Raw genomic sequence first — 21,469 nt, 5'->3', positions numbered from 1 at the left:
CACTTCCAATAAAAGAACACAATTTCTAAATTCCTTCTTTTACGCCGTTCGATTCACCTTTTACCTCACGAATCACAACTTGAATGGCTGCAATCGTATCCAGCACAGCCGCCTGCCAGTGCGGGTCATCTCTGGAAAAAGGCATCCGATAAGCATTTTTACCAGCGCGCACCGATGAGCCAATCGGCGGAAGATTGCGGGCTTCCACATTTTCCGGTAAAGGCGGAAAGCGAAAGACAATTTGATCATTTTCCGCCGCCACCGAGACCAAACCGGCTTCTTGCGCCATGAGTTTGACTTTCATCTGATAAAACAAATTCCGCACCATTTCCGGCAACGTGCCAAAGCGATCTTCAAATTCAACTGCCAGCGCATCCAGTTCCGCCAAGTCGTTGACATCCGCAATACGGCGGTAAAGGTTCAAGCGCACCTGCTGATCGGGCACGTACGCCGACGGGATACCGCTTGCCAGGGGTAATTCCACCGCCACAGCCATACTCAATTCGCGCATGTCGTCCACCGGCAGTTCGGTCTTTTCCAAACCGCTCACCTGCTTCAATTGACGTACTGCCTGTGCCAGCAACCGCGTGTACAGATGAAAACCTACACTGGCAATATAACCATGCTGGCGGGTACCCAGCAGCTCACCCGCCCCGCGCATCTCCAGATCCCGCATGGCTATTGAATAACCTGCCCCAAGCTGTGTATTTTCGGCAATCACTTCCAATCGTTCCTGACCTTCCGGGGTAGGCGGTTTACGTCGGTGGCGGAAGAAGTACGCATATGCCCGTTGAGCTCCACGTCCAACCCGCCCGCGCAGCTGATACAACTGCGCCAATCCAAAGGCATCACCGCGATCCACAATCAGGGTATTGGCGTTGGGGATGTCCAGCCCCGATTCGATGATCGAGGTACACAGCAGCACATCAATTTTGCCGCGGGTAAAATCATGCATGACCTGCGCCAGCTCGCCTTCATTCATCTGCCCATGCGCGATTCCAATACGGGCTTCCGGCACCAGTTTCTGCAAATGGCGTTCCATTGCCCGGATGGTCTGCACACGGTTGTGGACAAAAAACACCTGGCCGCCGCGTTCCAGCTCCCGCAAAATTGCCTGACGTACCAGCCGCGGTGAATACGGCCCAATGTGAGTGATGATTGGCAGTCGTTCAGCCGGCGGGGTATTGATGACCGAAATATCGCGCACGCCGGTCAGCGCCATATACAGGGTTCGCGGGATCGGCGTCGCTGTGAGGGTCAGCACATCCACTTCGGTGCGCATCTTTTTAAAGTGCTCCTTGTGAGTCACCCCAAAACGCTGTTCCTCATCAATAATCAGCAGGCCAAGGTCTTTGAAGGTAACATCCGGTTGGAGCAGCCGGTGGGTACCAATTAAAATATCCACCTCGCCCATCGCCGTGCGCAAGATGATCTCATCCTGTTCACGAGGAGAACGAAACCGGGAAAGCATCTCCACTTCTACCGGAAAGGCCGCCAGACGCTGGCGAAAGGTCTCATAATGCTGCTGAGCCAGAACCGTAGTCGGCACAAGCATGGCGACCTGTTTACCATCCATCACCGCTTTGAAGGCCGCCCGTAACGCCACCTCAGTTTTCCCGTAACCAACATCTCCGCACAATAAGCGATCCATTGGGCGTGGACGTTCCATATCGCGCTTGACTTCGGTGATGGCTTTCAGTTGATCTTCGGTTTCCACATATGGGAACGAGGCTTCCAAATCCTGTTGCCATGGCGTATCGGGACTGAAAGCAAAACCCTGCGCCACCTGCCGGCGCGAATAAAGGTCAAGCAAATCCTGAGCCACCTCCAGTACTGCCTCGCGCACGCGCTGACGGGTATTCTGCCACTCGCTGCTTCCCAACCGGGTGGGACTGGGCGCTTCACCGCTTGGGCCAATATACCGGTTGAGCCGGTCAGCTTGATGCACCGGCACAAACAATTGGTCGCCGTCTGCATATTCCACACACAGAAACTCACGTTCCACCCCGTCAAGAACCCGCTGCACCAGCCCAATAAACCTGCCAATGCCATAGTCCACATGCACAACCCAGGAACCGGGTTTGAAATCAGCATACGAGGCTTCCGGCGCCTCAGCAACCGGTCTGGCACGTGTGCGGGGTTGTGGGCGCTCCCAGCCAAAAATTTCACTGTCGGTCAACAGGTAAAAACGCTTTTCCGGTGAAAGGATCAGCTGCCACCCTTCGCTCAGGGAACCCTCCAGGAATTGGGGTTGGTCGGGTTCACACCCCTGCTCACGCCACAGGGCTTTGAGACGGGAAACCTGCCGTGAAACAATCACCGCCGGTTGATTTTGACGACAAAGTTCTTGCAGATATTCAAAAAAAGGCTTTAATCGGCCGCCGTAGCGTGGGCCGGGTTGAAAACACTCCGCCAGCGTAGTTGGTTCTTCCCCATTGCTTTGCCCCATATCCAGCCAGCGCAGCGAGTTCAATTCATCCAGAATCTCCCCCCAAGTAAGATAGGGAATCGGGAAATTTTCCGGCAACACGCCCTCTTGAATACTCTCGCGGCGCAATTTTACTGCCTGTTCTTCGATCTCATTGGCCACCGATTGCAAAAAAAGTAAATCGTCCACAATGACCAGTGATTGGGTCGGTAAATAATCCAGAATACTGGCTGGAGAAGAATGAACCAGCGGAAGGTAAAACTCGTCCACTGTTTGCCCATCCGCAAGTTCGAGATTGCCGGCATAACCTGCCAGAACCTCGCGGGCTGGTGTGATGAATAACCGATCAATTTTTTCAACGGTTCGCTGGGTAGCCGGATCAAATCGGCGCAAGGTATCCAGCTCATTTCCAAAGAATTCCATGCGCACCGGCAATTCTTCTGCTGGCACCCAGATATCCAGAATACCGCCGCGCTGTGCGAACTGCCCTGTCTCTACCACCGTATCCACCGGCTGATAGCCAATATCCATCCATTGCCTTTGCAACATTTCCGGTGAAATTTGCTGATTGAGTTTAATTACCTTGCTGGCTTTAAGAAAATCACGGCGTGGCAAGGTGCGCGTCATCACTGCCCGCAGCGGTGCAATCACCAGCGGTGGTTGCGACGGGCGCGGTGAACCGAGGAAATGATACACCGCCAGTGAGGTCAGACTGTTTAACCGGTCTCGACGGGTGACTGTCCCCCATGCCGCCTGCTCGTAGAAAAGGGGATTGGGCTCCGGATAAATCTGGATGGCGTTTCTGTCCATCCAGAAGGAAAGCTCATCCAGCATGGAAAGCGCCCGGTCGGTGCGGTCTGTTATCCAAAGAATGGGCACATTTAAATCTTGCCGAATGGCTGCCAGCAAAGGCAGGCGTGCTGCACGCATCAGCCCCAAACCCGGTAAAGTTTGTCCATTGCGCAGCCCTTCCAACAGATATTGATAGGCTTTGAGGGATCGAATGGCTTCCAAAACGTTCATTTTTCCAATTGATTACCGTTAAACCGATTCATGGCTGCTTCCAGCCCTTCGGCCACAAAAGTTTTCAACGCATCCGCTGCGCGGGAGAGTAAATAATCCAGTTCTTTCTTTTCCTCCGGCGAAAACCCATGCAGTACATAACTTGCACCTTGTTTGCTGCCTGGCGGGCGTCCAATCCCAAAACGCATTCGTGGAAACTGCTGGGTACCCAGCCGGGAGATAATGGACTGCATCCCCTTCTGTCCTGCCGATCCGCCGTCCGGGCGAATTCTCAGGGTGCCGAAAGGTAAATCCAGATCATCATGCACGACGATTAACTGGTCAAGCGGGATTTTATAAAAACGTACCAGCGCAGCCACCGACTCGCCCGAGAGATTCATGAAAGTTTGGGGCTTTGCCAGCAGCACTTTTTGATCCCCCACATTTCCCAGTCCCACAATCGCTTTTTGCTGCACCCGGCTCAGGCTGATTCCAGCCTCCCGGGCAAAGCGGTCAATCACCATGAACCCTACATTGTGACGGGTTTCGCGATATTCCCTGCCAGGGTTCCCCAAACCGACCAGCAGGAAAGGTGGAGCAGTCACCTCCGTTTCAGGGGTGCTCTTTCGTGAAAATACGCGTCGAATCCGCGAACCTAGTGGATCCAATTTTCCCTCCTGGAATTTTCTTCAGCGTCGTTTTTTGCGCTTGCGAAGCGATAGAACCATTCCAAACCCTATAAACAGCAGGAGACTGACTGCTATCCCGCGCACGACACTTCCCGTCCATTGAGTCGGTTGAATACTGCCCGGGTTTGGTCTTGGCGGAGTTGGCGTAAATGAAACTGGCAGGGGGGTATTGGCAGGTGTTTCCAAAACCGGCTCAGTTGAAAGGATGAGGTCGCTTGCTGTGGGTGATTCCACCGGCGAATAATTTCGCACCTTTACTCCGTCAATAACAGCTTCCCGTTTCTCACCATTTGAAAAATACACGCGTAAAACAAGGCGATAATCCCCGTCCGGGATGAGTGTGGTGTCCCAACGATAGAGGGGCTCTTCCTTTGGAAAAGCGTTTCCCTGTGCAAGCAGAAATAGATTTCGTTCATTCGTTTCGCCGCTGTATCCGAACAACAACTCATACGAGAGCACATCATCCGTTGAAACGCGTGCCTGAACTTCAATCACCCCTTGCAAGACCTGCCGGTCTGAGGGGGATATAATCGTTATTTCATCTGCCTGAGCCAAAGCTATGCCAGGCAGGAATAGAAACAATAGGATCAGTCCAATTATCCAGCGTTGCATAGCCTTTAAGTTTATCACGAAGTGCTTGAAATGACGAAAATGACCTTATGCGGTCAAACAATTTTCACAAGAAAACAACAATCCGCCTTGCGGCAGGTCTGTCCTTTGCCCCCAGGGGCATCCCTCTACGAGGGCTAACCCTCTGCGAAGGCTGCCGTCGAACCCCCGTTTTAGCCTGATCCTGCCTCGATGGCATGAAAGGGCTGCCCAGCCCCTATAAAATAAGACCCGCCTTGCGGCAGGTCTGTCCTGTGCCCCCAGGGGGATTCGAACCCCCGTTTTAGCCTTGAAAGGGCTGCGTCCTGGTCCCCTAGACGATGGGGGCATGAACGGGCTGATTTTACCACTACCCCCCTACCCGGTCAAGGAAAAATGGATTTAATTTGCTGTTTTTGTGGCACAAATCAGCCAATTGGCTGGACGCACTGCGGATCATCTTGCTTTGGATCATTGACCAGCCGGCTGACCGGATAGGCTTCCATTTTTTCAGCAGGAAACGGTTTCAATAACGCCAGCAGCGTATCAGCTGCCAGCGGTTGCAGCCACGTCCATGCCTCATCCACCTCAAACAGAATGGGCATCCGTTGATGCACCGTCCCGACCAGTTCGTTCGCATCGGTGGTTAAGATGGTACAGGTCTTCAACTCATCACCCTCTGGTGAGTGCCAGATCTCCCATAAACCTGCAAAAGCAAAGGGTTTGCCGTCGCGCAGACGAAAATAATAAGGTTCGGCGGGTAGTTTTTTCCCACCTTCTGGTTTCTTCCATTCAAAAAAACCATCCGCCGGGATTAAGCACCGCCGCCGGCTGAAAGCGGAACGAAACGAGGGTTTTTCCCGAATCGTTTCCGCACGGGCATTAATCAACTTCTGCCCGATGGAGATGTCCTTTGCCCACGAGGGTACCAGTCCCCAGCGCATATAATCCAGTTTTGGCCGGGCAGCATCGGTGATAACTGCCACAGGCTGGGTGGGTGCAATGTTATAACGTGGAATCCACAGGGTGGGGGTTTCAACCAAACCGAATACTTCACGCAACTCCTCGGGGTCAAGTGCAAGCGAAAACCGACCACACATTTTTACTCCTTTCCGGCGTTGAACCCGCCACAAACGATTATAATTGACCTATCCCAACCCTACGAGGTCAATATGCCCACCCCGCTGGTCGAATGTATCCCCAACTTTTCCGAAGCCCGACGCCCGGAGGTTGTCGAGGAGATCATCCAGACGATTCAATCCATCCCCGAAATCCACATTCTGGACCGCCATTCTGACCTGGATCACAACCGAACCGTGATTACCTTCCTCGGCCCGCCTGCCGCAGTGGAGGAAGCCGCCTTTCAGGCAATTGCCCGCGCCGCTCAGCGAATCAACATGAACGAACACGAAGGTGCTCATCCGCGAATCGGCGCAACCGATGTTGTTCCGTTTGTACCCATCAGCGAAATCACCATGCAGGAATGTGTGGAAATGGCGCGCCGTTTGGGCAAGCGGGTTGGAGAGGAATTGGGCATTCCGGTATACCTATATGAAGAGGCGGCTACACGGCCCGAACGCCAAAATCTGGAAAATATCCGCCGTGGGCAGTACGAAGGACTAAAGCTGGAAATTGGCATCAATCCGGAACGCCAGCCCGACTTTGGCCCCAGCGTACTGGGTACTGCCGGTGCAACCGTGATTGGTGCGCGTCAGCCGTTAATCGCCTTCAATGTCTATCTGAATACCAATGATACGGCGATCGCCCAAAAAATTGCCAAAGCCATTCGCTATTCTTCAGGGGGATTGCGTTACGTCAAAGCCATGGGTGTACTGGTCGAAGGTCGCGCTCAGGTTTCGATGAACCTCACCAACTATCGCGCTACGCCAATCGCGCGTGTGATGGAGATGATCCGTCGTGAAGCCGAGCGCTACGGTGTAACCGTGCATCATTCTGAACTGGTAGGGTTGATCCCCCAGGAAGCCCTCAACGATGCCGCCGTGTGGTACCTGCAGCTCGATCAATTTTCTCCCGAACAGATACTGGAACAGCGGCTGATGGAGTTGATGCGTGGACAGCCGCCCGCTTCTGCCCCGCCGGAAACTTCCTTTTTGGACGCGCTGGCTGCTGCCACTCCCACACCCGGCGGCGGATCTGCTGCGGCACACACCGGAGCTGTTGCTGCGGCACTGGTTGCGATGGTTGCCCGTTTGACTTTGGGTAAAAAGAAATACGAAGCCGTCAAAGAACGCATGTGGGCAATCCTGGAAGAGGCTGAAACACTGCGTAAGGTGTTGCTGCGCAATGTGGAAGAGGACTCACAGGCATTTGAATCGGTGATGCAGGCATTCAAACTGCCCAAAGACACTCCTGAGCAGGAACAGCAGCGCCAGCAAGCCATTGAACAGGCCACGTTGAATGCCTCGCGGGTACCTCTAATCACCGCCCGCAACTGTCTGATGGTTCAAAAACTGGCCGCCGAATTGACCGAAACCGGTAATCTCAACGCTATCAGCGATGCCGCCTCTGCGGCTACATTGGCGCGGGCGGCCCTGACCTGTGCCGCCTATAATGTACGCATCAACCTGATTAATCTCAGCGGGGTTAGTGAAACACAAGCGCTAATAGATCAATTGAAAGAAATCGAATCCCAATCCGACCAGATCAACTCCTCCGTCCAACAGGTTTTGGGGGAACGTGGCGGGTTGAAATAAATTCAAACCAAACCGGGAGTCATAAACATGGGATTGAAAGCCGATTACTGGATTCGCAAGATGGCACTGGAACACGGCATGATCGAACCGTTCGTAGATCATCAAAAGCGCGACGGCGTCATCTCCTACGGTCTATCCTCTTATGGATACGATATTCGTGTTGCCGATGAATACAAAATTTTTACCAATGTGTTCTCGGCCGTGGTTGACCCGAAATCCTTTGATACCAAATCCATGGTGGATTTCAAGGGGGATGTATGTGTAATCCCTCCCAACTCTTTTGCGCTGGCGCGCACGGTGGAGTACTTCCGTATCCCGCGCAATGTGTTGACCATTTGTGTTGGCAAAAGCACCTACGCTCGCTGTGGAATTATTGTCAATGTAACCCCTTTTGAACCGGAATGGGAAGGTTATGTGACGCTGGAAATCTCCAACACCACCCCGCTGCCCGCTAAAATTTACTCAAACGAAGGAATTGCGCAGGTGTTGTTTTTCGAGGGAGATGAACCTTGCGAAATTTCCTACGCCGATAAAAAAGGCAAGTACCAGCGGCAGCAAGGCATCCTCCTGCCACGGTTATAGCGATCCCTTATCATTAATCAAACGGCAAGGAATAAATGCCGACCTTTCATCACGCCCAATATGATTTGAGCATCAACCCTGATCAGGGTTGGTTTTCGGTGACATCCCGCCAGTATCCTATCCGGCTGGAACAAATTCGGTTGAACATCACTTTTACCGCAAACAACCGCCGGCAGGATCTCCTCAGCATCTGGCAAACCCACACAGCAACCGAAGGTGAAATTCACACCCCCCTGGGCAGATTGCGGTCATTTACAATAGACAGTACACTTCCAATTGGCGGGTTGAAAACCCGCATCGAGTTTGCTTTTGCCGATCACCTGCCATTTTTATTGTGGAGATTGTTTCTCTCCAATTTGGGGGAAGAACCCGTTTGGATTGAACGCATCGAATTGATGCGAGTCGGCGGAATGCAGTCCGACAGCCGGCTGGATTTTGGCAGACCATTCACTGCCAGGGATTTCTGGTTCTACAGCAATGGCTGGCAGTCGTGGTCTTATACCGCCGCTTATCCCGCCACAGCATCCCTGCGTCGCTCGCGGCTGGGCGCGTTTCAAAAACCGATGGTCATTAACGCCGGGACACCCGATCTCAAGCAAAACGGTTATTTTACCTCTGACTTTTTTGGCATTCTAACGGATGCAGCCCAGCACACAGCCATCCTTGCCGGTTTTCTCTCCCAACGTGAGCATTTCGGCAGCCTTGAAGCCGTTCTTTACGATCAACCAGCGTTACGCCTGTGGGCAAACGGCGATCACACTCTGCTGGAAAGCGGCTCAACGATGCACACCGATTGGGCGGTTTTGTTGATCGGTAGTGCGGACGATGCCGGCATTTTTCAGCCCTACCTTCATGCTGTCGCCCAGGAACATGATGTCCACATTCCCAAAGAATCTCCCTCCGGCTGGTGTTCCTGGTATCACTTTTACACCCATGTTACCGCTCAAAACGTTGAGGAAAATCTGAATACACTCCTCCAGTTAAAACCGAGCCTGCCATTGGAATTGATTCAAATTGACGATGGGTTTGAATCGCAGGTTGGAGACTGGTTCACCTTCAAACCCACCTTTCCAGAGGGGGTAGCCCCACTGGCCGAACAAATTTCACAGGCAGGTTTCTCTCCCGGTCTTTGGCTCGCCCCATTCATCGTCCATCCTCAATCTCAACTTGAGCAGGAGCATCCCGATTGGTTGCTGCGCGACCGACGCGGGCGGCCTGTCAACGCCGGCTTCGTGTGGAACGCCTTTGCTCATGGGTTGGATTTGACCGTCCCGGCGGCATTGGAATACGCCTGTCAGGTCGTAGATACTGCTGCTCACGAATGGAAATTTCCTTACCTGAAACTGGATTTTATCTATGCTGCCGCTCTGCCGGGCGTTTACCACAATCCCACGCTCACCCGCGCACAGGTATTGCGGCGCGGCATGCAAGCCCTGCGTCAGGCAGCTGGCGAACAGACCTTTCTGCTGGGCTGCGGCGCACCGCTGGGCAGCGTTTTAGGACTGGTGGATGCCATGCGCATCGGTGCGGATGTCAGCGGTGACTGGCTGCCCGCCTTCAACAATATCCGTTTTCCCTTCAAACATGAACCGCACATGCCCTCTGCCCGCAATTCGATCAACAACATCCTCACCCGCGCCCCGCTGCACCGCCGTTGGTGGATTAACGATCCGGATTGTCTGCTGGTACGCCCCGACACCCGCCTTTCCCTCTCCGAAGTGCAAACTCTGGCAACGGCTATTGCCCTGACCGGCGGTTCGTTACTGCTGTCCGATGATCTGCCCGCCCTGCCGCAAGAACGCATCCGTCTGGCACAGGTGTTGCTGCCGGTAATCGGCCAAACCGCCCAGGTTCTGGATTTGTTATCCAGCGAAATGCCCACCCTGCTGCGTCTGGATTTGGAAGGCGCTTTTGGCAGCTGGCATCTGCTGGCACACTTTAATTGGGAAGATACCCCCCAGCCATGGAATTTTGAACCGCAAACTTTCCATCTGACGGGAAAAGGTTATCATCTTCATTCTTTTTGGGACGACAACTCCTTTACCTGTCGAACGGGAGAAACCGTAAACTTTCCGCCCATTCCACCCCATGGGGTTGCCTTACTGGCCGCCTACCCCCAGTCTGAAGGGATCACTTACGCAGGCAGCAGCCTTCACATCAGTCAGGGGTTAGAAGTCAAACGGTGGCAATTTCTGGAAGATGGCCTGGATCTAGAACTTGACTTAGGGCGGTCTTTTGAAGGCTGGTTTGAACTACTGCTAAACCAAACGCCTCAGTCGGTGAGCGGGGATGTACTTCGCTGGCAGGAAATGGGCAAGGGACGCTTTCGGTTTTTTGTTCAGTCCGAAGGCATCCCTTGCAAGATTAGGATTGTATCGAGGTAATTAATCGCTTTTTTCAGCGGTTGCTGCTGGAATAGTCGCTTTTCGGCGCTTTCTCCAGCGCAGCAAACCACGAACGATGAAGAAAATCACCAACCCAATCGGCAAAGCAATCGGCAGGCAGAACAATACTGCCCAAATCACCCCGCTGGCAATGGTTTGATACGCATCAATCAGGGCCTGAATGGCATCCCGCGCCACACCCTCCGGCTTCCAACCACCTACAGTAATCGGAGCAACCGTCTCCTGAGCCTGCAGGTTGACCGAAATGGCTGACATGGCTGCTGATTCTTCATAATATTTAATCTGGCCCTTCAACACTTCAATCTGCTCCGTAACGTTGCGCAGTTCGTTCAACACATTGAGTACATCCTCGGTTTTCGTTGCGGTTTCCATGATCTTGCGCAATTGCTCGGCAGCATCTTCCAGATTGCGCAAACGGGATTTAAGATCGGTATATTCGGCAGTTACATCCTGTCCACTGATATTTTCGGATAGAACGTCGGTCCGCGGGTCATCTACCAGACCCTTGATCTTCTCCATTGCCTCATTCAGCTTGAGGGCAGGCACCCGCACAGTGACATTTCCTTCCAAAACCAGATTACCGTTGGCCAACCGCCGCTGGTAAAGATTGGAAGTGACCACGAATCCACCCATCCCTTCCGCCATGGAGATGATTTCATCCATCGCTTCCCCTGGGTCACGCACCACTATACTCAAATTGGCATTGCGGATGACCAGCCGTTCGACAGGATTAGGCAGTCCAGAACTGACAACCTGCTCCTTCTCAATCGTCCTTGCGCCTTCTGAATATACATCCGCAGCCGGGGGAGCTCCGGCAGACATTGCGGTTGGCATACTTTCAGGAACAGATTGTATTTGACTGCGTGCGGGGGCACACGCTGTCAGCAGCAAGGTTAACAACATCATGACGACCAGACTTTTCTTGAACATGGAACTCCTCCTGAGTGAAAAGGGCTTCTCTATGCCCTATGACGAAGGGGAAGGCAGAATAGTTCCCTTTACCAGCCTTCTTCTAACCGCGAGGCGTGCCTTGAGGGCAAGCCGGCCGCCAGTATTTTCTGTTGCACAGCACGGATGTCATATTCAACCCGCCGCAATTCCCATTGCTGACTCTCCGGCATGTAGATTGCATAGGCAGCCCGCACATCCCGGTCACGGGGTTGGCCAACCGAACCGGGATTGGCAATGGAACGAGGAATCAGGCGAATCTTTTGATTCGGCTGAGGAATCATCCAATCCACATATCCCTCATCTTTGCCATTCCCATTGCGATTAAAGTAAGTGTACATCACCGGAATGTGGGTATGACCGACCAGACAAAAACTGGTCGTAAAGTGCGAAAAATTTACCTGAACGGTGTTCAAATCCAGTAAATATTCCCAAATAGGATTTCGGGGACTGCCATGTGTAAGGGTTATGTCATCAAATTCCACCTTTTCCGGTAAATTCGCCAGCCATTCCACATCATCCGCAGATAACTGCGCCCGTGTCCACTGAATGGAAAGGATGGCCTCACGGTTAAAGGCATACAGATCCAGCTTGCCGGTCACAGCGGCGTCGTGATTTCCCTGCACGCAAATCAGGCCCGGTAAATTCGCAATGCGGTGAAGGCATTCCTTTGGCTGTGGGCCGTAGCCAACCACATCTCCCAAACACCAGACAGTATCCACCTTACCTGCATCCCGCAAGACCGCCTCTAAGGCATCCAGGTTACCATGAATATCCGAAAGCACCAGTACGCGACTCAATCTTCTCTCCCCACAGGAAGTTCTTATCCTGCAAGTTTAACACATTTCAGCATTAATGTTTTCAACCTGATTGGGAGAATTTCGTCTGTTCCGCCGGAAGTTCCAGCCGGCGTACTTTTTCAATGATCTCCGCCGCATAATCGAAGCGGTTAAAAGCCGGCATCAGGTAAATCCCCTGCGCAAAGTTGGCCATCTGCTCAATCAATTCAAAAGCAATATCAATGCCGGTTTGGGCTGCCCGCTCTCCCGCAGCAGCAATACGATCATGAATTTCCTGTGGGATGTTCACACCGGGCACTTCATGTTGTAAAAAGGCGGCATGGCGCGCAGAAACCAACGGCAAAACGCCCACCAGTAATGGGGTATGGAAGTGTTCAATTTCACTTTTGATACGTTCCAGAAAACTCACAGCCGGCTTCAGGTCATAAATGGGCTGCGTCAAAATAAAGTCAGCTCCGGCGTTCAACTTGCGGCGCAAATTTTTTAGCTCGCTTTCCGGGTTGGAAGGAGTCAGGTTGAGCGCACAACCCACAAAAAAGGAAGTTGGCTGCCCAATATCAACTCCCGCATGATCCACGCCGGCATTGAAGCCCTGTTTGATTAATTTAATTAAGCCGGAAGGCACCAGATCGTAATTATCCATTGCGTCCGGGTAATCTCCAATAGCGGTCGGGTCTCCCATCACCACAAACACATTTCGAACACCCAGCGCATGAGCTGCCAGCAGATCTCCCTGAACCCGCAGCAAATTACGCCCCCGCGTGGGAAAATGCAGCACCGTTTCAATTCCAACTTTCTCCTGAATCAAACGGCATACCGCCCACGGGCTCATGCGCATCCTTGCCATGGGACTGTCAGCCACATTGATAACGTCCGCACCGGCCTCAGCCAGCAGACTGGAACCAGCCAGCAATTTTTGGGTGGTCAAACCGCGCGGAGGATCCATTTCAACCGCCACCACAAAGCGGCCGTCCATCAGTTTTTGTGCCATCTGTGTGGGGGCCTGACTTTCCTGACTGGCTTCTTCCCTTTCAACCACTGCTAACGAAAAACCGTTGCTAAACTTTTCCAGTGGACGGGTTTCAATGGCCTGACGCATGACCGAAATATGCGCCGGTGTTGTCCCGCAGCAGCCGCCAACCAGACTGGCGCCGGCCTGCCAGAAGGCCAGTGCATACTCCCCGAAATACTCAGGCGAAGCCGGATACATAATTCGCCCGCCAACCTGTTCGGGCCAGCCAGCATTCGGCATCACCGAAAAGCGTGCCTCCGGCAAAGCAGCGTGCATTTGTTTGAGGATGCGCAGGATTTGATTTGGCCCGCCCGAGCAGTTGATTCCAATCACATCCGCCCCGGCTTCTTGAATGCCGCGCGCTACCTTGATCGGGTCATCTCCGAGCAATGTGCGGTCATCGCGGGTGAAAGTCATCGAGGCTACTACCGGCACATGCGGGTTAATCTGCCGCGCCGCGGAAATTGCCTCGCGTATTTCATATAAATCTGTCATCGTTTCGATGATCAACAGGTCAACCCCTGCCTCGATCAATGCGGCAATCTGTTCAGCAAATACCTGCCGCGCCTGTTCCGGCTGCACTCGGCCAAAGGGAGCCAGGCGCACCCCCAACGGTCCAACATCCCCGGCAATCAATACGTCTTTGAAAGACGCCATCACCACCCGCCGCGCCAGTTCCACTGCAGCGGCGTTGATTTCGGCAACCTGATGTTCCAATCCGTGATGCGCCAGCTTGAAGCGGTTGGCCCCAAAGGTGTTGGTCTGAATGATCTGAGATCCGGCATCAATATATTCGCGGTGAATGGCTGCCACCAGCGCCGGATCGGTCAGATTGAGTTCGTCAAAGCAGCGTTCAAATGAAACGCCGCGCTGATTGAGCAATGTTCCCATTGCCCCATCGGAAAGCAGAGGACGTTGATTGGTTTGCAGTAAATCCAGAAATTTTGAGTCTTTCATCTTACACCTCTAAGCCCGCATGAGTTGTTCGACCCGGCTCTCACCCACATTGAAGTACTTCGCCTGCGGGTGATGGACAATGATCGCAGCCGTAGATTGCTCCGGCACCAGTTGATAAGCCTCCGTCAGGCGCATCCCCAATTCGGATTCAGCCGGTAAGAGCGAGAAAACCTTTTGATGATCGGACAGGTCGGGAATGGCAGGATAGCCCCACGAGTAACGCTTACCCTGTCCTGCCGGAAGGCCCAGTTCGCGGCGGATATGGCGGTGCAGGTACTCTGCAGCGGCTTCTGCCGTTTGAACCGCCAGCCCGTGAACGAAATAGGCTTCGCTGTAATCCCCTTTGGATTGCAGTTCCTCAAAGCGTTGAGTAGCTCCTTCGCCCACTGTCACAACCTGAAAAGCCACCACATCCATCTGTCCGCTTTCCAGCGGGCTGAAGTAATCGGCAAGGCATAAAAATTCCCCATTGGACTGACGCGGGAAGGAAAAACGTACCAGTTCAGCCGGGCTGCCCTGTTGAACGCTGCCCGGTTCATACACAATCAAATCATTGCCTTCCGCCTGCGCCGGAAAATATCCATAAACACCCTTCGGTTTCAACCAGCCGGTACGGATGGCATCTCGTTTCATCTTTTCAAGCCGTTCTTCATAAGTGCGCTGCAGTTCTTCCCACGCTTCGCCATGCGTGTTCTTTGCTCCCCACGAAAGGCGGAACAATTCATTCTTAAACAGGCATTCAAAGACCGCTTCCAGCGGCATACTGCGCACCACCCGCACCCCCCACGACGGCGGACGGGGTATGCTGACGGCCGGCGAAACGGAAGAGCGACGAACATTCACCGGACTTTCCTCCGTTGCAGTTTGGCGGCCCAGTTCAATCTCCGATTCGCGGCGGATGGTTTCCAGCAACTTTTGGCGTTCTTGCGGGTGCACCAGCGCGTCCATGGTTGCCAACCCTTCAAACGCATCTTTGCAATAGAATACCCCGCCGGGATAAAGATCTCCGCTCTCGGTCATCAAAATGCGGCGTCCAAAGCGGCGGTTAATCGCCGCTCCGCCAATCAGCACTGGAAAGTTCAAACCACGGCGGTGCAGCTCGTTTACGATCAACGGCATTTGCTTGCTGGTGCTGACCAGTAACGCACTCAAACCAATTGCCGTGGCATTCACCTCCACCGCTTTGGAAATGATTGTTTCAGCCGGCACCTGCTTGCCCAGATCTATCACCTCGTAGCCGTTATTCACCAGAATTGTCTTGACCAGATTTTTACCGATGTCGTGCACATCTCCATATACCGTCGCCAGTACCATCAACCCCTTGCTGACACCGGCTTTCTTTTCGAGGTAATTTTCAAGGTGGGCAACCGACTTTTTCATCACCTCAGCCGATTGCAGTACAAACGGTAAAATCAACTCGCCGCTGCCAAATTTATCCCCAACCTCCTTCATCGCCGGCAGCAGCACATTATTGAGAATGTGAACGGCGGTTTCATGCCGGGTTGCGTGCATTCCGCGTTGGATAATCTCATCAATATCCGCCTCCACCCCCTCCTTCTGACGGTGCAGAATGCGCCAGTGCAGCCGCTGTTCGGCGGTCATCGCCTGTAATGCCGCCTGAGTTTGGGATGTTTTACCCTCACTTTCGGCCCCGCTTCGCTCGATATGAGCGATGAATCGCTGCAGCGCATCCGTACGGCGGTTGAAAATCAAATCCTCAGCAAGCGCACGCTCTTCATCCCCAACTTCAGCGTACGGCGTAATATGGGCAGGGTTCACAATGGCCATATCCAGTCCGGCCTGCACACAGTGAAAAAGCATGACGCTGTTGAGAATCGCCCGGGCACGCGCTCCCAGACCAAACGACACATTGCTGACACCCAATGAGGTCAGCACACCCGGCAGCTCGGTTTTAATGCGGCGAATGCCCTCAATCGTTTCAATGGCAGAGGTGGCAAATTCCGGATCGCCGGTAGCCAGTGTAAAGGTCAAAGCATCAAACACCAGATCGGCAGGGCGTAATCCATGTTCTTCCACGGCAATTTGATAAATACGGCGCGCCACTTCCAATTTGCGCCCGGCCGTTTTTGCCATGCCCTGCTCATCAATGGTCAATACAATCACAGCGGCATTGTACTTGCGGGCCAGTGCAAACACACGATCCGCCTTTTCCCTTCCGCCTTCCAGATGGGTGGAATTGATCAGGCAGCGTCCTGGCGCGGTTTGCAAGGCGGCTTCCAGCACATCCGGCTCGGTGGTATCAATCACCAGCGGTACACGCACCGCCGGCGCAAGTTTCTTGATCACCTTGCGCATCGTTTCCACCTCGTCAGCTCGTTCAGTCAATGCCACACAAACATCCAGGCCGTGCGCTCCGGATTCGACCTGTTCGTAGGCAATTTCCAGAAGATCATCGTAACGTTCTTCCAGAATCAACTTCTTGAACTTGCGCGAACCCTGCGTGTTCAGACGTTCGCCAATCAAAAAGGGGCGCGGTTCCTGCAGCATGGGCTGCGCCTGCATTGCCGAGGCAAGGCGCGGGATATGCACTTGAGGACGCGGCGGGCGCGGTTTGTGGCCAACTTTTTCGACCAGCAGACGCAAATGTTCCGGCGTGGTACCGCAGCAGCCGCCAACCACGTTAACGCGGTGTTTCTCAACAAATTCTGCCAGCGCTTCGGCAAACGGCTGCGGTTCGAGGGGATAGACTGCCTGCCCGTCCACATTCAACGGCAGACCGGCATTCGGAATACAGGAAACCGGCAGCGGGCTGATTTCGCCTAAAAATCGAATCGGCTCGCGCATGTGTTCCGGCCCGGTCGAGCAATTCATGCCGATCACATCAACAGCCAGGCCTTCCAATATCGTTTCTACTGCGGAAATATCGGTTCCCAACAGCATCCGCCCGGAAGTATCCAGCGTCACCTGCGCTTGAATCGGCAGGTAAATACCGGTATCCGCAAAGGCGCGGTGAATCCCTTCGATGGCAGCTTTTACCTCCAAGATATCCTGCGAGGTTTCAATCAAAAGCAAATCCACCCCGCCCTCGATCAATCCGCGTGCCTGCTCGCGGAAAACTTCGGCAAGGTCTTCAAAGGTTACATCGGATAACTCCGGATCATCCATCGAAGGCAATTTGCCGGAAGGACCAATGGAACCCGCCACAAAACGCGGGTGATCCGGCGTGCTGTATTCATCTGCAAGCCGGCGCGCCAGCGCAGCCGCTGCCCGGTTAATTTCCGGCACCCGATTCTGAAGGCCGTATTCGGCTAAGGTTATCCGGTTCGAGCGGAAGGTATCCGTTTCGATGACATCCACACCTACTTCCAGAAAAGAGCGGTGCACCTGTTCAACCGCCTGCGGATAGGTAATGACCAGATAATCATTACAGCCCATGGTTTTCTCACCGCCAAAATGCTCGGCGGTCAGGTTCATTTTCTGCAAACTGGTGCCCATTGCCCCGTCGAAGACCAGCACACGCTTTTCAAGAGCATCCAGATAGCGGCGATTGGTGTAGTTTCGTTGCATGAGTTTACCTCCAAAGATATAAAAAAACCTCTCTGGACGAGAGGCACATCATTCCGTAGATCGCTCTCTCATCTTCCAGAATCATCGCAATTTGCGGATTCTGCCGGAGTTGGCACCTGCTGATAGTTTCAGCGGTTGCCGAGGCTTCGTCGGGCCGGTCCCTCCACCTCTCTGGATGAGCGCCGGGATTGTCCCGGTCAATCAGTTATCACAAATTCTACCACATTTAGTAAAAATTACAATCTGCATGTCCAATTTTCAAAATCTGGTCCGCTCTGTGCAACCTGCTCAAAAAATCTTCCCTCGCTCTCGAACGGATAGGATATAATTTTTTGCAGAGGTAACATCGTGGAAAAACAAAATCTTCCGCCTTTCATCCCTTTTCTGGCTTCGGCATTAATTTTGGCCGCGATGGGTTTAGCCGGGCTATTCCTGCTTTTCAACCTGACCTTGCCCACTTTGGCTCCGCGCTGGCTGTTCTTTTTCCTGACCACCATCACCGCCAGCGGTCTTTCACTGCCGGTGATTTATTTTCTTCACTGGCGTTTTCCCAGCCCTACACCGGTTACCGCCGGTATCATCGTTCGACAGGCAATTTGGGTTGGTTTGTATTTCGATTTGCTGGCATGGTTCCAAATGGGCCGCTTTTTGACCCTTCCGCTGGGATTTGCTCTCGCAGCCGGACTCGGCGCGATTGAATTTGCCATCCGCCTTGCCGAACGCAGCCGTTTTGTTGCCGGTGAAAATGAATGAGCTTCGCAGCCTGCCCTCGGTTGACCGGCTATTGCAATCCCCACAAGCCGGGCAGTGGATTGCCTACTACGGCAGGCCCTTAACCCTGAGCGCCATTCGCACTGCTCTGGAAACCATCCGGCAAGGGATGAGAGAATCTCCCCTCACTCCAAACACAGAGCATCTCCTCAGTTTGGTGGAAGAAAACCTCATCCAGTGGACACAATTAACCCTGCAGCCGGTCATCAACGCTACCGGCGTAATCCTCCACACCAACCTGGGACGCGCTCCGCTCAGTCGGTCGGCGCTGCAATCCATTCAGACCTGTGCCAGCAGTTACAGCACGCTGGAATTTAATCTGGCCACCGGCAAGCGTGGCAAGCGCGAGGTTCATGCGCAACAATTTCTAACCCGCCTGACCGGCGCAGAAGACGCCCTAGTGGTCAATAACAATGCCGCTGCCGTTCTGCTGGCATTGAGCGCGCTGGCACGCCGCAAACCGGTCATCATCTCGCGCACTCAACTGGTTGAAATCGGCGGCGGTTTTCGCGTCCCGGAGGTGATGAAGCAATCCGGGGCAAAGTTGATTGAGGTTGGCACGACCAATCGCGTCCACCTGACCGATTATGAAAATGCCTTGCAAAACTACCCCGGCGCGCTGGTGCTCCACGCCCACCACTCCAATTTTCGCCTGATCGGCTTCGCCAGCGAACCGGAGCTAAGCAGCCTTGCCCAGCTGGCACACCAGTACCACACCATCCTCATGGATGATCTCGGCTCCGGAGCCTTACTGGATACCGCCGAATTTGGGCTGGCGCACGAACCTACTGTTCAGGAGTCCCTGCAAGCCGGTTGTGATCTGGTTTGCTTTTCGGGCGATAAACTGCTCGGCGGTCCTCAAGCCGGCATTCTGGTCGGGAAAGCTGAACTGCTCACCAAAATCAAAAAACATCCCCTCGCCCGCGCTGTGCGGGCAGATAAACTTTGTCTGGCTGCCCTCTCAGCAACCTTGCTTCACTATATCAAAGACGAGGCCCTGAGCGAGATTCCCATCTGGCAGATGATTGCCACCCCGCCGGAGGAAATTCACCGGCGCGCGCTTGGCTGGCAGACTCACCTGGGATTCGGTGAGGTCATCAGCGGGTTTTCGACCATCGGCGGCGGTTCTTTGCCCGAAGAGCATTTGCCTACTTACCTGCTTGCCCTTCCGGTTCCCGGCTGCGACCGATTTCTTGCCCGCTTGAGGGAGGGCAGCCCCGCCATCATTGCACGCATAGAAAACGAACAGGTACTGCTTGACCCGCGCACCGTTTTACCTCATCAAGATCACAGCCTGTTGATCCGGTTGAAAGATCTCCTGAACAAATCCTACTTAATCCCACACTCTGATCAAACCGAGGAGCCCAATGAAAACCCAGATTGATACCCTCATGCAAGAACACCGGATAGATGCTCTGTTGGTTACCGGCAGCGCCATCCACAATCCGGCCATGGTTTACCTGACCGGCGGCGGGCACATCACCAGCGCGGACCTGGTCAAACCCCGTCATCAACAGGCCATCTTGTTTTGCGGACCTATGGAACGCGATGAAGCCGCCAAAAGCGGCCTGTCTGTCCGCCTGTATTCAGATTACCCTCTCAAACCGCTGCTGGAACAGGCCGGGCAGGACTATACCCGCGCCCTCGCCATGCGCTACCGCCAGATGTTGAGCGATCTGGGGTTGAATCGCGGGCGGGTTGCGCTTTATGGACAGGTCGAAATTGGTCCAATCTTTGGCATTCTCAAAGAATTGAGCAATCTGCTCCCCGAGATCGAGTGGGTGGGATTCGCGCGGGACCCGATTCTCATGCCAGCAATGATGACCAAAGAACCACAGGAAATAGAACGCATCCGTCACATGGCACAAATCACCACCGAAGTAGTCGGCCGGACTGCCGATTTTTTAGTTCACCACCGCGTTGAAAACGAAGTGCTGATTCGGCCCGACGGCAAGCCGCTGACTGTAGGAGATGTTAAAAGTCGTATCAATCTGTGGCTTAGCGAACTGGGCGCTGAAAATCCCGAAGGGACGATTTTTGCCATTGGAAGAGACGCTGGTGTGCCGCACAGCAGCGGGAATCCTGCCGATCTTATCCGCCTCGGTAAAACCATCGTCTTTGACATTTTCCCCTGCGAGGCTGGCGGCGGATACTACTATGACTTCACCCGCACCTGGTCGCTCGGCTACGCCAACGATGAGGCGCTCGAACTGTACCGCCAGGTGCAAAATACCTATGACACCATTGTTTCTGAGCTAACCCTCAACACCCCATTTTCCCACTACCAGCAGCGTACCTGCCAGTTGTTTGAGCAGTTGGGTCACCCCACCATTCAGTCCGACCCGCAAACTCAGGAAGGATATGTTCACAGTGTGGGACATGGATTGGGACTGCGCATCCATGAAATGCCGTTTAGCGGCGCTGTTGCCGGTGATCAGGATGAGCTGGTTCCCGGTGTAGTATTCACCATCGAACCGGGGCTGTATTATCCCTCGCGCGATATGGGCTTTCGAATTGAAGACACTTACGTTGCCTGCGAGAATGGCACTTTTGAACGCCTGGCGGATTATCCGTATGATTTTGTTTTACCAATGCGCACCTGAACCTGTGGTATAAATCAGATATGATGAGCCGATTTTCTTCTGATTTGCCTCCCGCCAGAGTACTGGGTATTGAAACCTCATGCGATGAAACTGCCGCGGCAGTCGTCGAAAACGGGCGTGCGCTGCTTTCCAGCGTCGTAGCCAGCCAGATAGATATTCACGCTCAGTACGGCGGGGTATTCCCCGAGGTTGCATCGCGTCAACACATCCGCACCATCTACGCCATCGTGGATGAAGCCCTTCAGCGCGCCCATTTGGGACTGACCGACATTGATGCCATCGCCGTCACGCGCGGTCCCGGTCTGGCGGGTTCACTGGTGATTGGGGTCAATCTGGCAAAGGGGTTAGCCATCGCTCAAAACCTGCCGCTGATTGGCGTCAATCACCTGGAGGGTCATATTTATTCGGCGTGGTTGTATCCCGCTGATGTCCCCCACCCACC

At 53.7% G+C, this 21,469-nt stretch carries 14 protein-coding genes, 1 tRNA gene, 1 pseudogene and 1 riboswitch; of the genes and pseudogenes, 7 read left to right on the top strand and 9 right to left on the bottom strand.

Annotated elements, in window-relative coordinates:
- Positions 1 to 25: 25 nt before the first annotated feature.
- From mfd to ACWIZX_RS09205, 5 genes are all read right to left on the bottom strand, one after another.
- Positions 26 to 3,451, bottom strand: coding sequence for a transcription-repair coupling factor (mfd, locus tag ACWIZX_RS09225; RefSeq protein ID WP_448335550.1), 3,426 nt, complete (start codon positions 3,449 to 3,451; stop codon positions 26 to 28).
- Positions 3,448 to 4,035 carry an aminoacyl-tRNA hydrolase gene (pth, locus tag ACWIZX_RS09220; RefSeq protein WP_416181062.1) on the bottom strand — a complete coding sequence of 196 codons (588 nt, stop codon included), beginning with the start codon at positions 4,033 to 4,035 and terminating at the stop codon, positions 3,448 to 3,450. The genes mfd and pth overlap by 4 nt, the downstream gene beginning before the upstream one ends.
- An 84-nt stretch (positions 4,036 to 4,119) precedes the next feature.
- Positions 4,120 to 4,731, bottom strand: a complete 612-nt coding sequence (locus ACWIZX_RS09215; protein WP_448335549.1) for a hypothetical protein — start codon at positions 4,729 to 4,731, stop codon at positions 4,120 to 4,122.
- 252 nt (positions 4,732 to 4,983) lie between these two features.
- Positions 4,984 to 5,056 (bottom strand) — tRNA-Glu (locus ACWIZX_RS09210).
- Positions 5,057 to 5,135: 79 nt separating this feature from the next.
- Positions 5,136 to 5,807, bottom strand: a complete 672-nt coding sequence (locus ACWIZX_RS09205) for an SOS response-associated peptidase (RefSeq protein WP_322793184.1) — start codon at positions 5,805 to 5,807, stop codon at positions 5,136 to 5,138.
- A gap of 72 nt (positions 5,808 to 5,879) precedes the next feature.
- On the opposite strand from ACWIZX_RS09205, the gene ftcD reads away from it, so the two are divergent.
- The 3 genes from ftcD to ACWIZX_RS09190 are packed head-to-tail and all read left to right on the top strand — an operon-like array spanning position 5,880 to position 10,387.
- Positions 5,880 to 7,421, top strand: coding sequence for a glutamate formimidoyltransferase (gene ftcD / locus ACWIZX_RS09200; protein WP_322793185.1), 1,542 nt, complete (start codon positions 5,880 to 5,882; stop codon positions 7,419 to 7,421).
- Between the two features lie 27 nt (positions 7,422 to 7,448).
- Positions 7,449 to 8,003 (top strand): dCTP deaminase, encoded by a 555-nt coding sequence (gene dcd, locus ACWIZX_RS09195; RefSeq protein ID WP_448335548.1) that lies wholly within the window; start codon positions 7,449 to 7,451, stop codon positions 8,001 to 8,003.
- Between the two features lie 35 nt (positions 8,004 to 8,038).
- Complete coding sequence (locus tag ACWIZX_RS09190; RefSeq protein ID WP_322792872.1) at positions 8,039 to 10,387, top strand: glycoside hydrolase family 36 protein; 2,349 nt, start codon at positions 8,039 to 8,041, stop codon at positions 10,385 to 10,387.
- On the opposite strand, the gene ACWIZX_RS09185 is transcribed toward ACWIZX_RS09190, so the two are convergent.
- The 4 genes from ACWIZX_RS09185 to metH all read right to left on the bottom strand — a co-directional run bounded on the left by ACWIZX_RS09185 (position 10,388) and on the right by metH (position 17,653).
- Positions 10,388 to 11,338: a DUF4349 domain-containing protein gene (locus tag ACWIZX_RS09185; protein WP_448335547.1), complete on the bottom strand. Its 951-nt coding sequence runs from the start codon at positions 11,336 to 11,338 to the stop codon at positions 10,388 to 10,390.
- 68 nt (positions 11,339 to 11,406) lie between these two features.
- Positions 11,407 to 12,156, bottom strand: a complete 750-nt coding sequence (locus tag ACWIZX_RS09180) for a metallophosphoesterase family protein (protein ID WP_322792874.1) — start codon at positions 12,154 to 12,156, stop codon at positions 11,407 to 11,409.
- Between the two features lie 61 nt (positions 12,157 to 12,217).
- Positions 12,218 to 14,125 carry a bifunctional homocysteine S-methyltransferase/methylenetetrahydrofolate reductase gene (locus ACWIZX_RS09175; RefSeq protein ID WP_448335546.1) on the bottom strand — a complete coding sequence of 636 codons (1,908 nt, stop codon included), beginning with the start codon at positions 14,123 to 14,125 and terminating at the stop codon, positions 12,218 to 12,220.
- 9 nt (positions 14,126 to 14,134) lie between these two features.
- Entirely contained in the window at positions 14,135 to 17,653 is a 3,519-nt protein-coding gene (gene metH, locus ACWIZX_RS09170; RefSeq protein ID WP_448335545.1) for a methionine synthase, read from the bottom strand.
- A gap of 65 nt (positions 17,654 to 17,718) precedes the next feature.
- A riboswitch (SAM riboswitch) is annotated at positions 17,719 to 17,835 on the bottom strand.
- A gap of 166 nt (positions 17,836 to 18,001) precedes the next feature.
- Here metH and ACWIZX_RS09165 point away from each other — a divergent pair.
- The 4 genes and pseudogenes from ACWIZX_RS09165 to ACWIZX_RS09150 form a co-directional block, all read left to right on the top strand.
- The gene (locus ACWIZX_RS09165; protein ID WP_322792877.1) at positions 18,002 to 18,406 is read left to right on the top strand and encodes a hypothetical protein; all 405 of its coding nucleotides are present in this window, start codon (positions 18,002 to 18,004) and stop codon (positions 18,404 to 18,406) included.
- Positions 18,399 to 19,808 carry an L-seryl-tRNA(Sec) selenium transferase gene (gene selA, locus ACWIZX_RS09160; protein WP_448335544.1) on the top strand — a complete coding sequence of 470 codons (1,410 nt, stop codon included), beginning with the start codon at positions 18,399 to 18,401 and terminating at the stop codon, positions 19,806 to 19,808. The genes ACWIZX_RS09165 and selA overlap by 8 nt, the downstream gene beginning before the upstream one ends.
- Positions 19,792 to 21,027: a M24 family metallopeptidase gene (locus ACWIZX_RS09155; RefSeq protein WP_448335543.1), complete on the top strand. Its 1,236-nt coding sequence runs from the start codon at positions 19,792 to 19,794 to the stop codon at positions 21,025 to 21,027. Before selA ends, ACWIZX_RS09155 begins: the two co-directional genes overlap by 17 nt.
- Positions 21,028 to 21,047: 20 nt before the next feature.
- Positions 21,048 to 21,469: pseudogene (locus tag ACWIZX_RS09150) on the top strand (tRNA (adenosine(37)-N6)-threonylcarbamoyltransferase complex transferase subunit TsaD); the annotation flags it as partial.

This window comes from Bellilinea sp. (assembly GCF_053501535.1).
Note: the sequence above shows the minus strand (reverse complement) of the source record. Positions and strands in the feature narration are given on the sequence as shown.

Coding starts and splice junctions, on each gene's coding strand:
- ACWIZX_RS09190 (WP_322792872.1), top strand. CDS start 8,039: ATGCCGACCTTTCATCACGCCCAATATGATTTGAGCATCAACCCTGAT.
- ACWIZX_RS09205 (WP_322793184.1), bottom strand. CDS start 5,807: ATGTGTGGTCGGTTTTCGCTTGCACTTGACCCCGAGGAGTTGCGTGAA.
- dcd (WP_448335548.1), top strand. CDS start 7,449: ATGGGATTGAAAGCCGATTACTGGATTCGCAAGATGGCACTGGAACAC.
- ACWIZX_RS09185 (WP_448335547.1), bottom strand. CDS start 11,338: ATGTTCAAGAAAAGTCTGGTCGTCATGATGTTGTTAACCTTGCTGCTG.
- metH (WP_448335545.1), bottom strand. CDS start 17,653: ATGCAACGAAACTACACCAATCGCCGCTATCTGGATGCTCTTGAAAAG.
- ftcD (WP_322793185.1), top strand. CDS start 5,880: ATGCCCACCCCGCTGGTCGAATGTATCCCCAACTTTTCCGAAGCCCGA.
- selA (WP_448335544.1), top strand. CDS start 18,399: ATGAATGAGCTTCGCAGCCTGCCCTCGGTTGACCGGCTATTGCAATCC.
- ACWIZX_RS09155 (WP_448335543.1), top strand. CDS start 19,792: ATGAAAACCCAGATTGATACCCTCATGCAAGAACACCGGATAGATGCT.
- mfd (WP_448335550.1), bottom strand. CDS start 3,451: ATGAACGTTTTGGAAGCCATTCGATCCCTCAAAGCCTATCAATATCTG.
- ACWIZX_RS09215 (WP_448335549.1), bottom strand. CDS start 4,731: ATGCAACGCTGGATAATTGGACTGATCCTATTGTTTCTATTCCTGCCT.
- ACWIZX_RS09175 (WP_448335546.1), bottom strand. CDS start 14,125: ATGAAAGACTCAAAATTTCTGGATTTACTGCAAACCAATCAACGTCCT.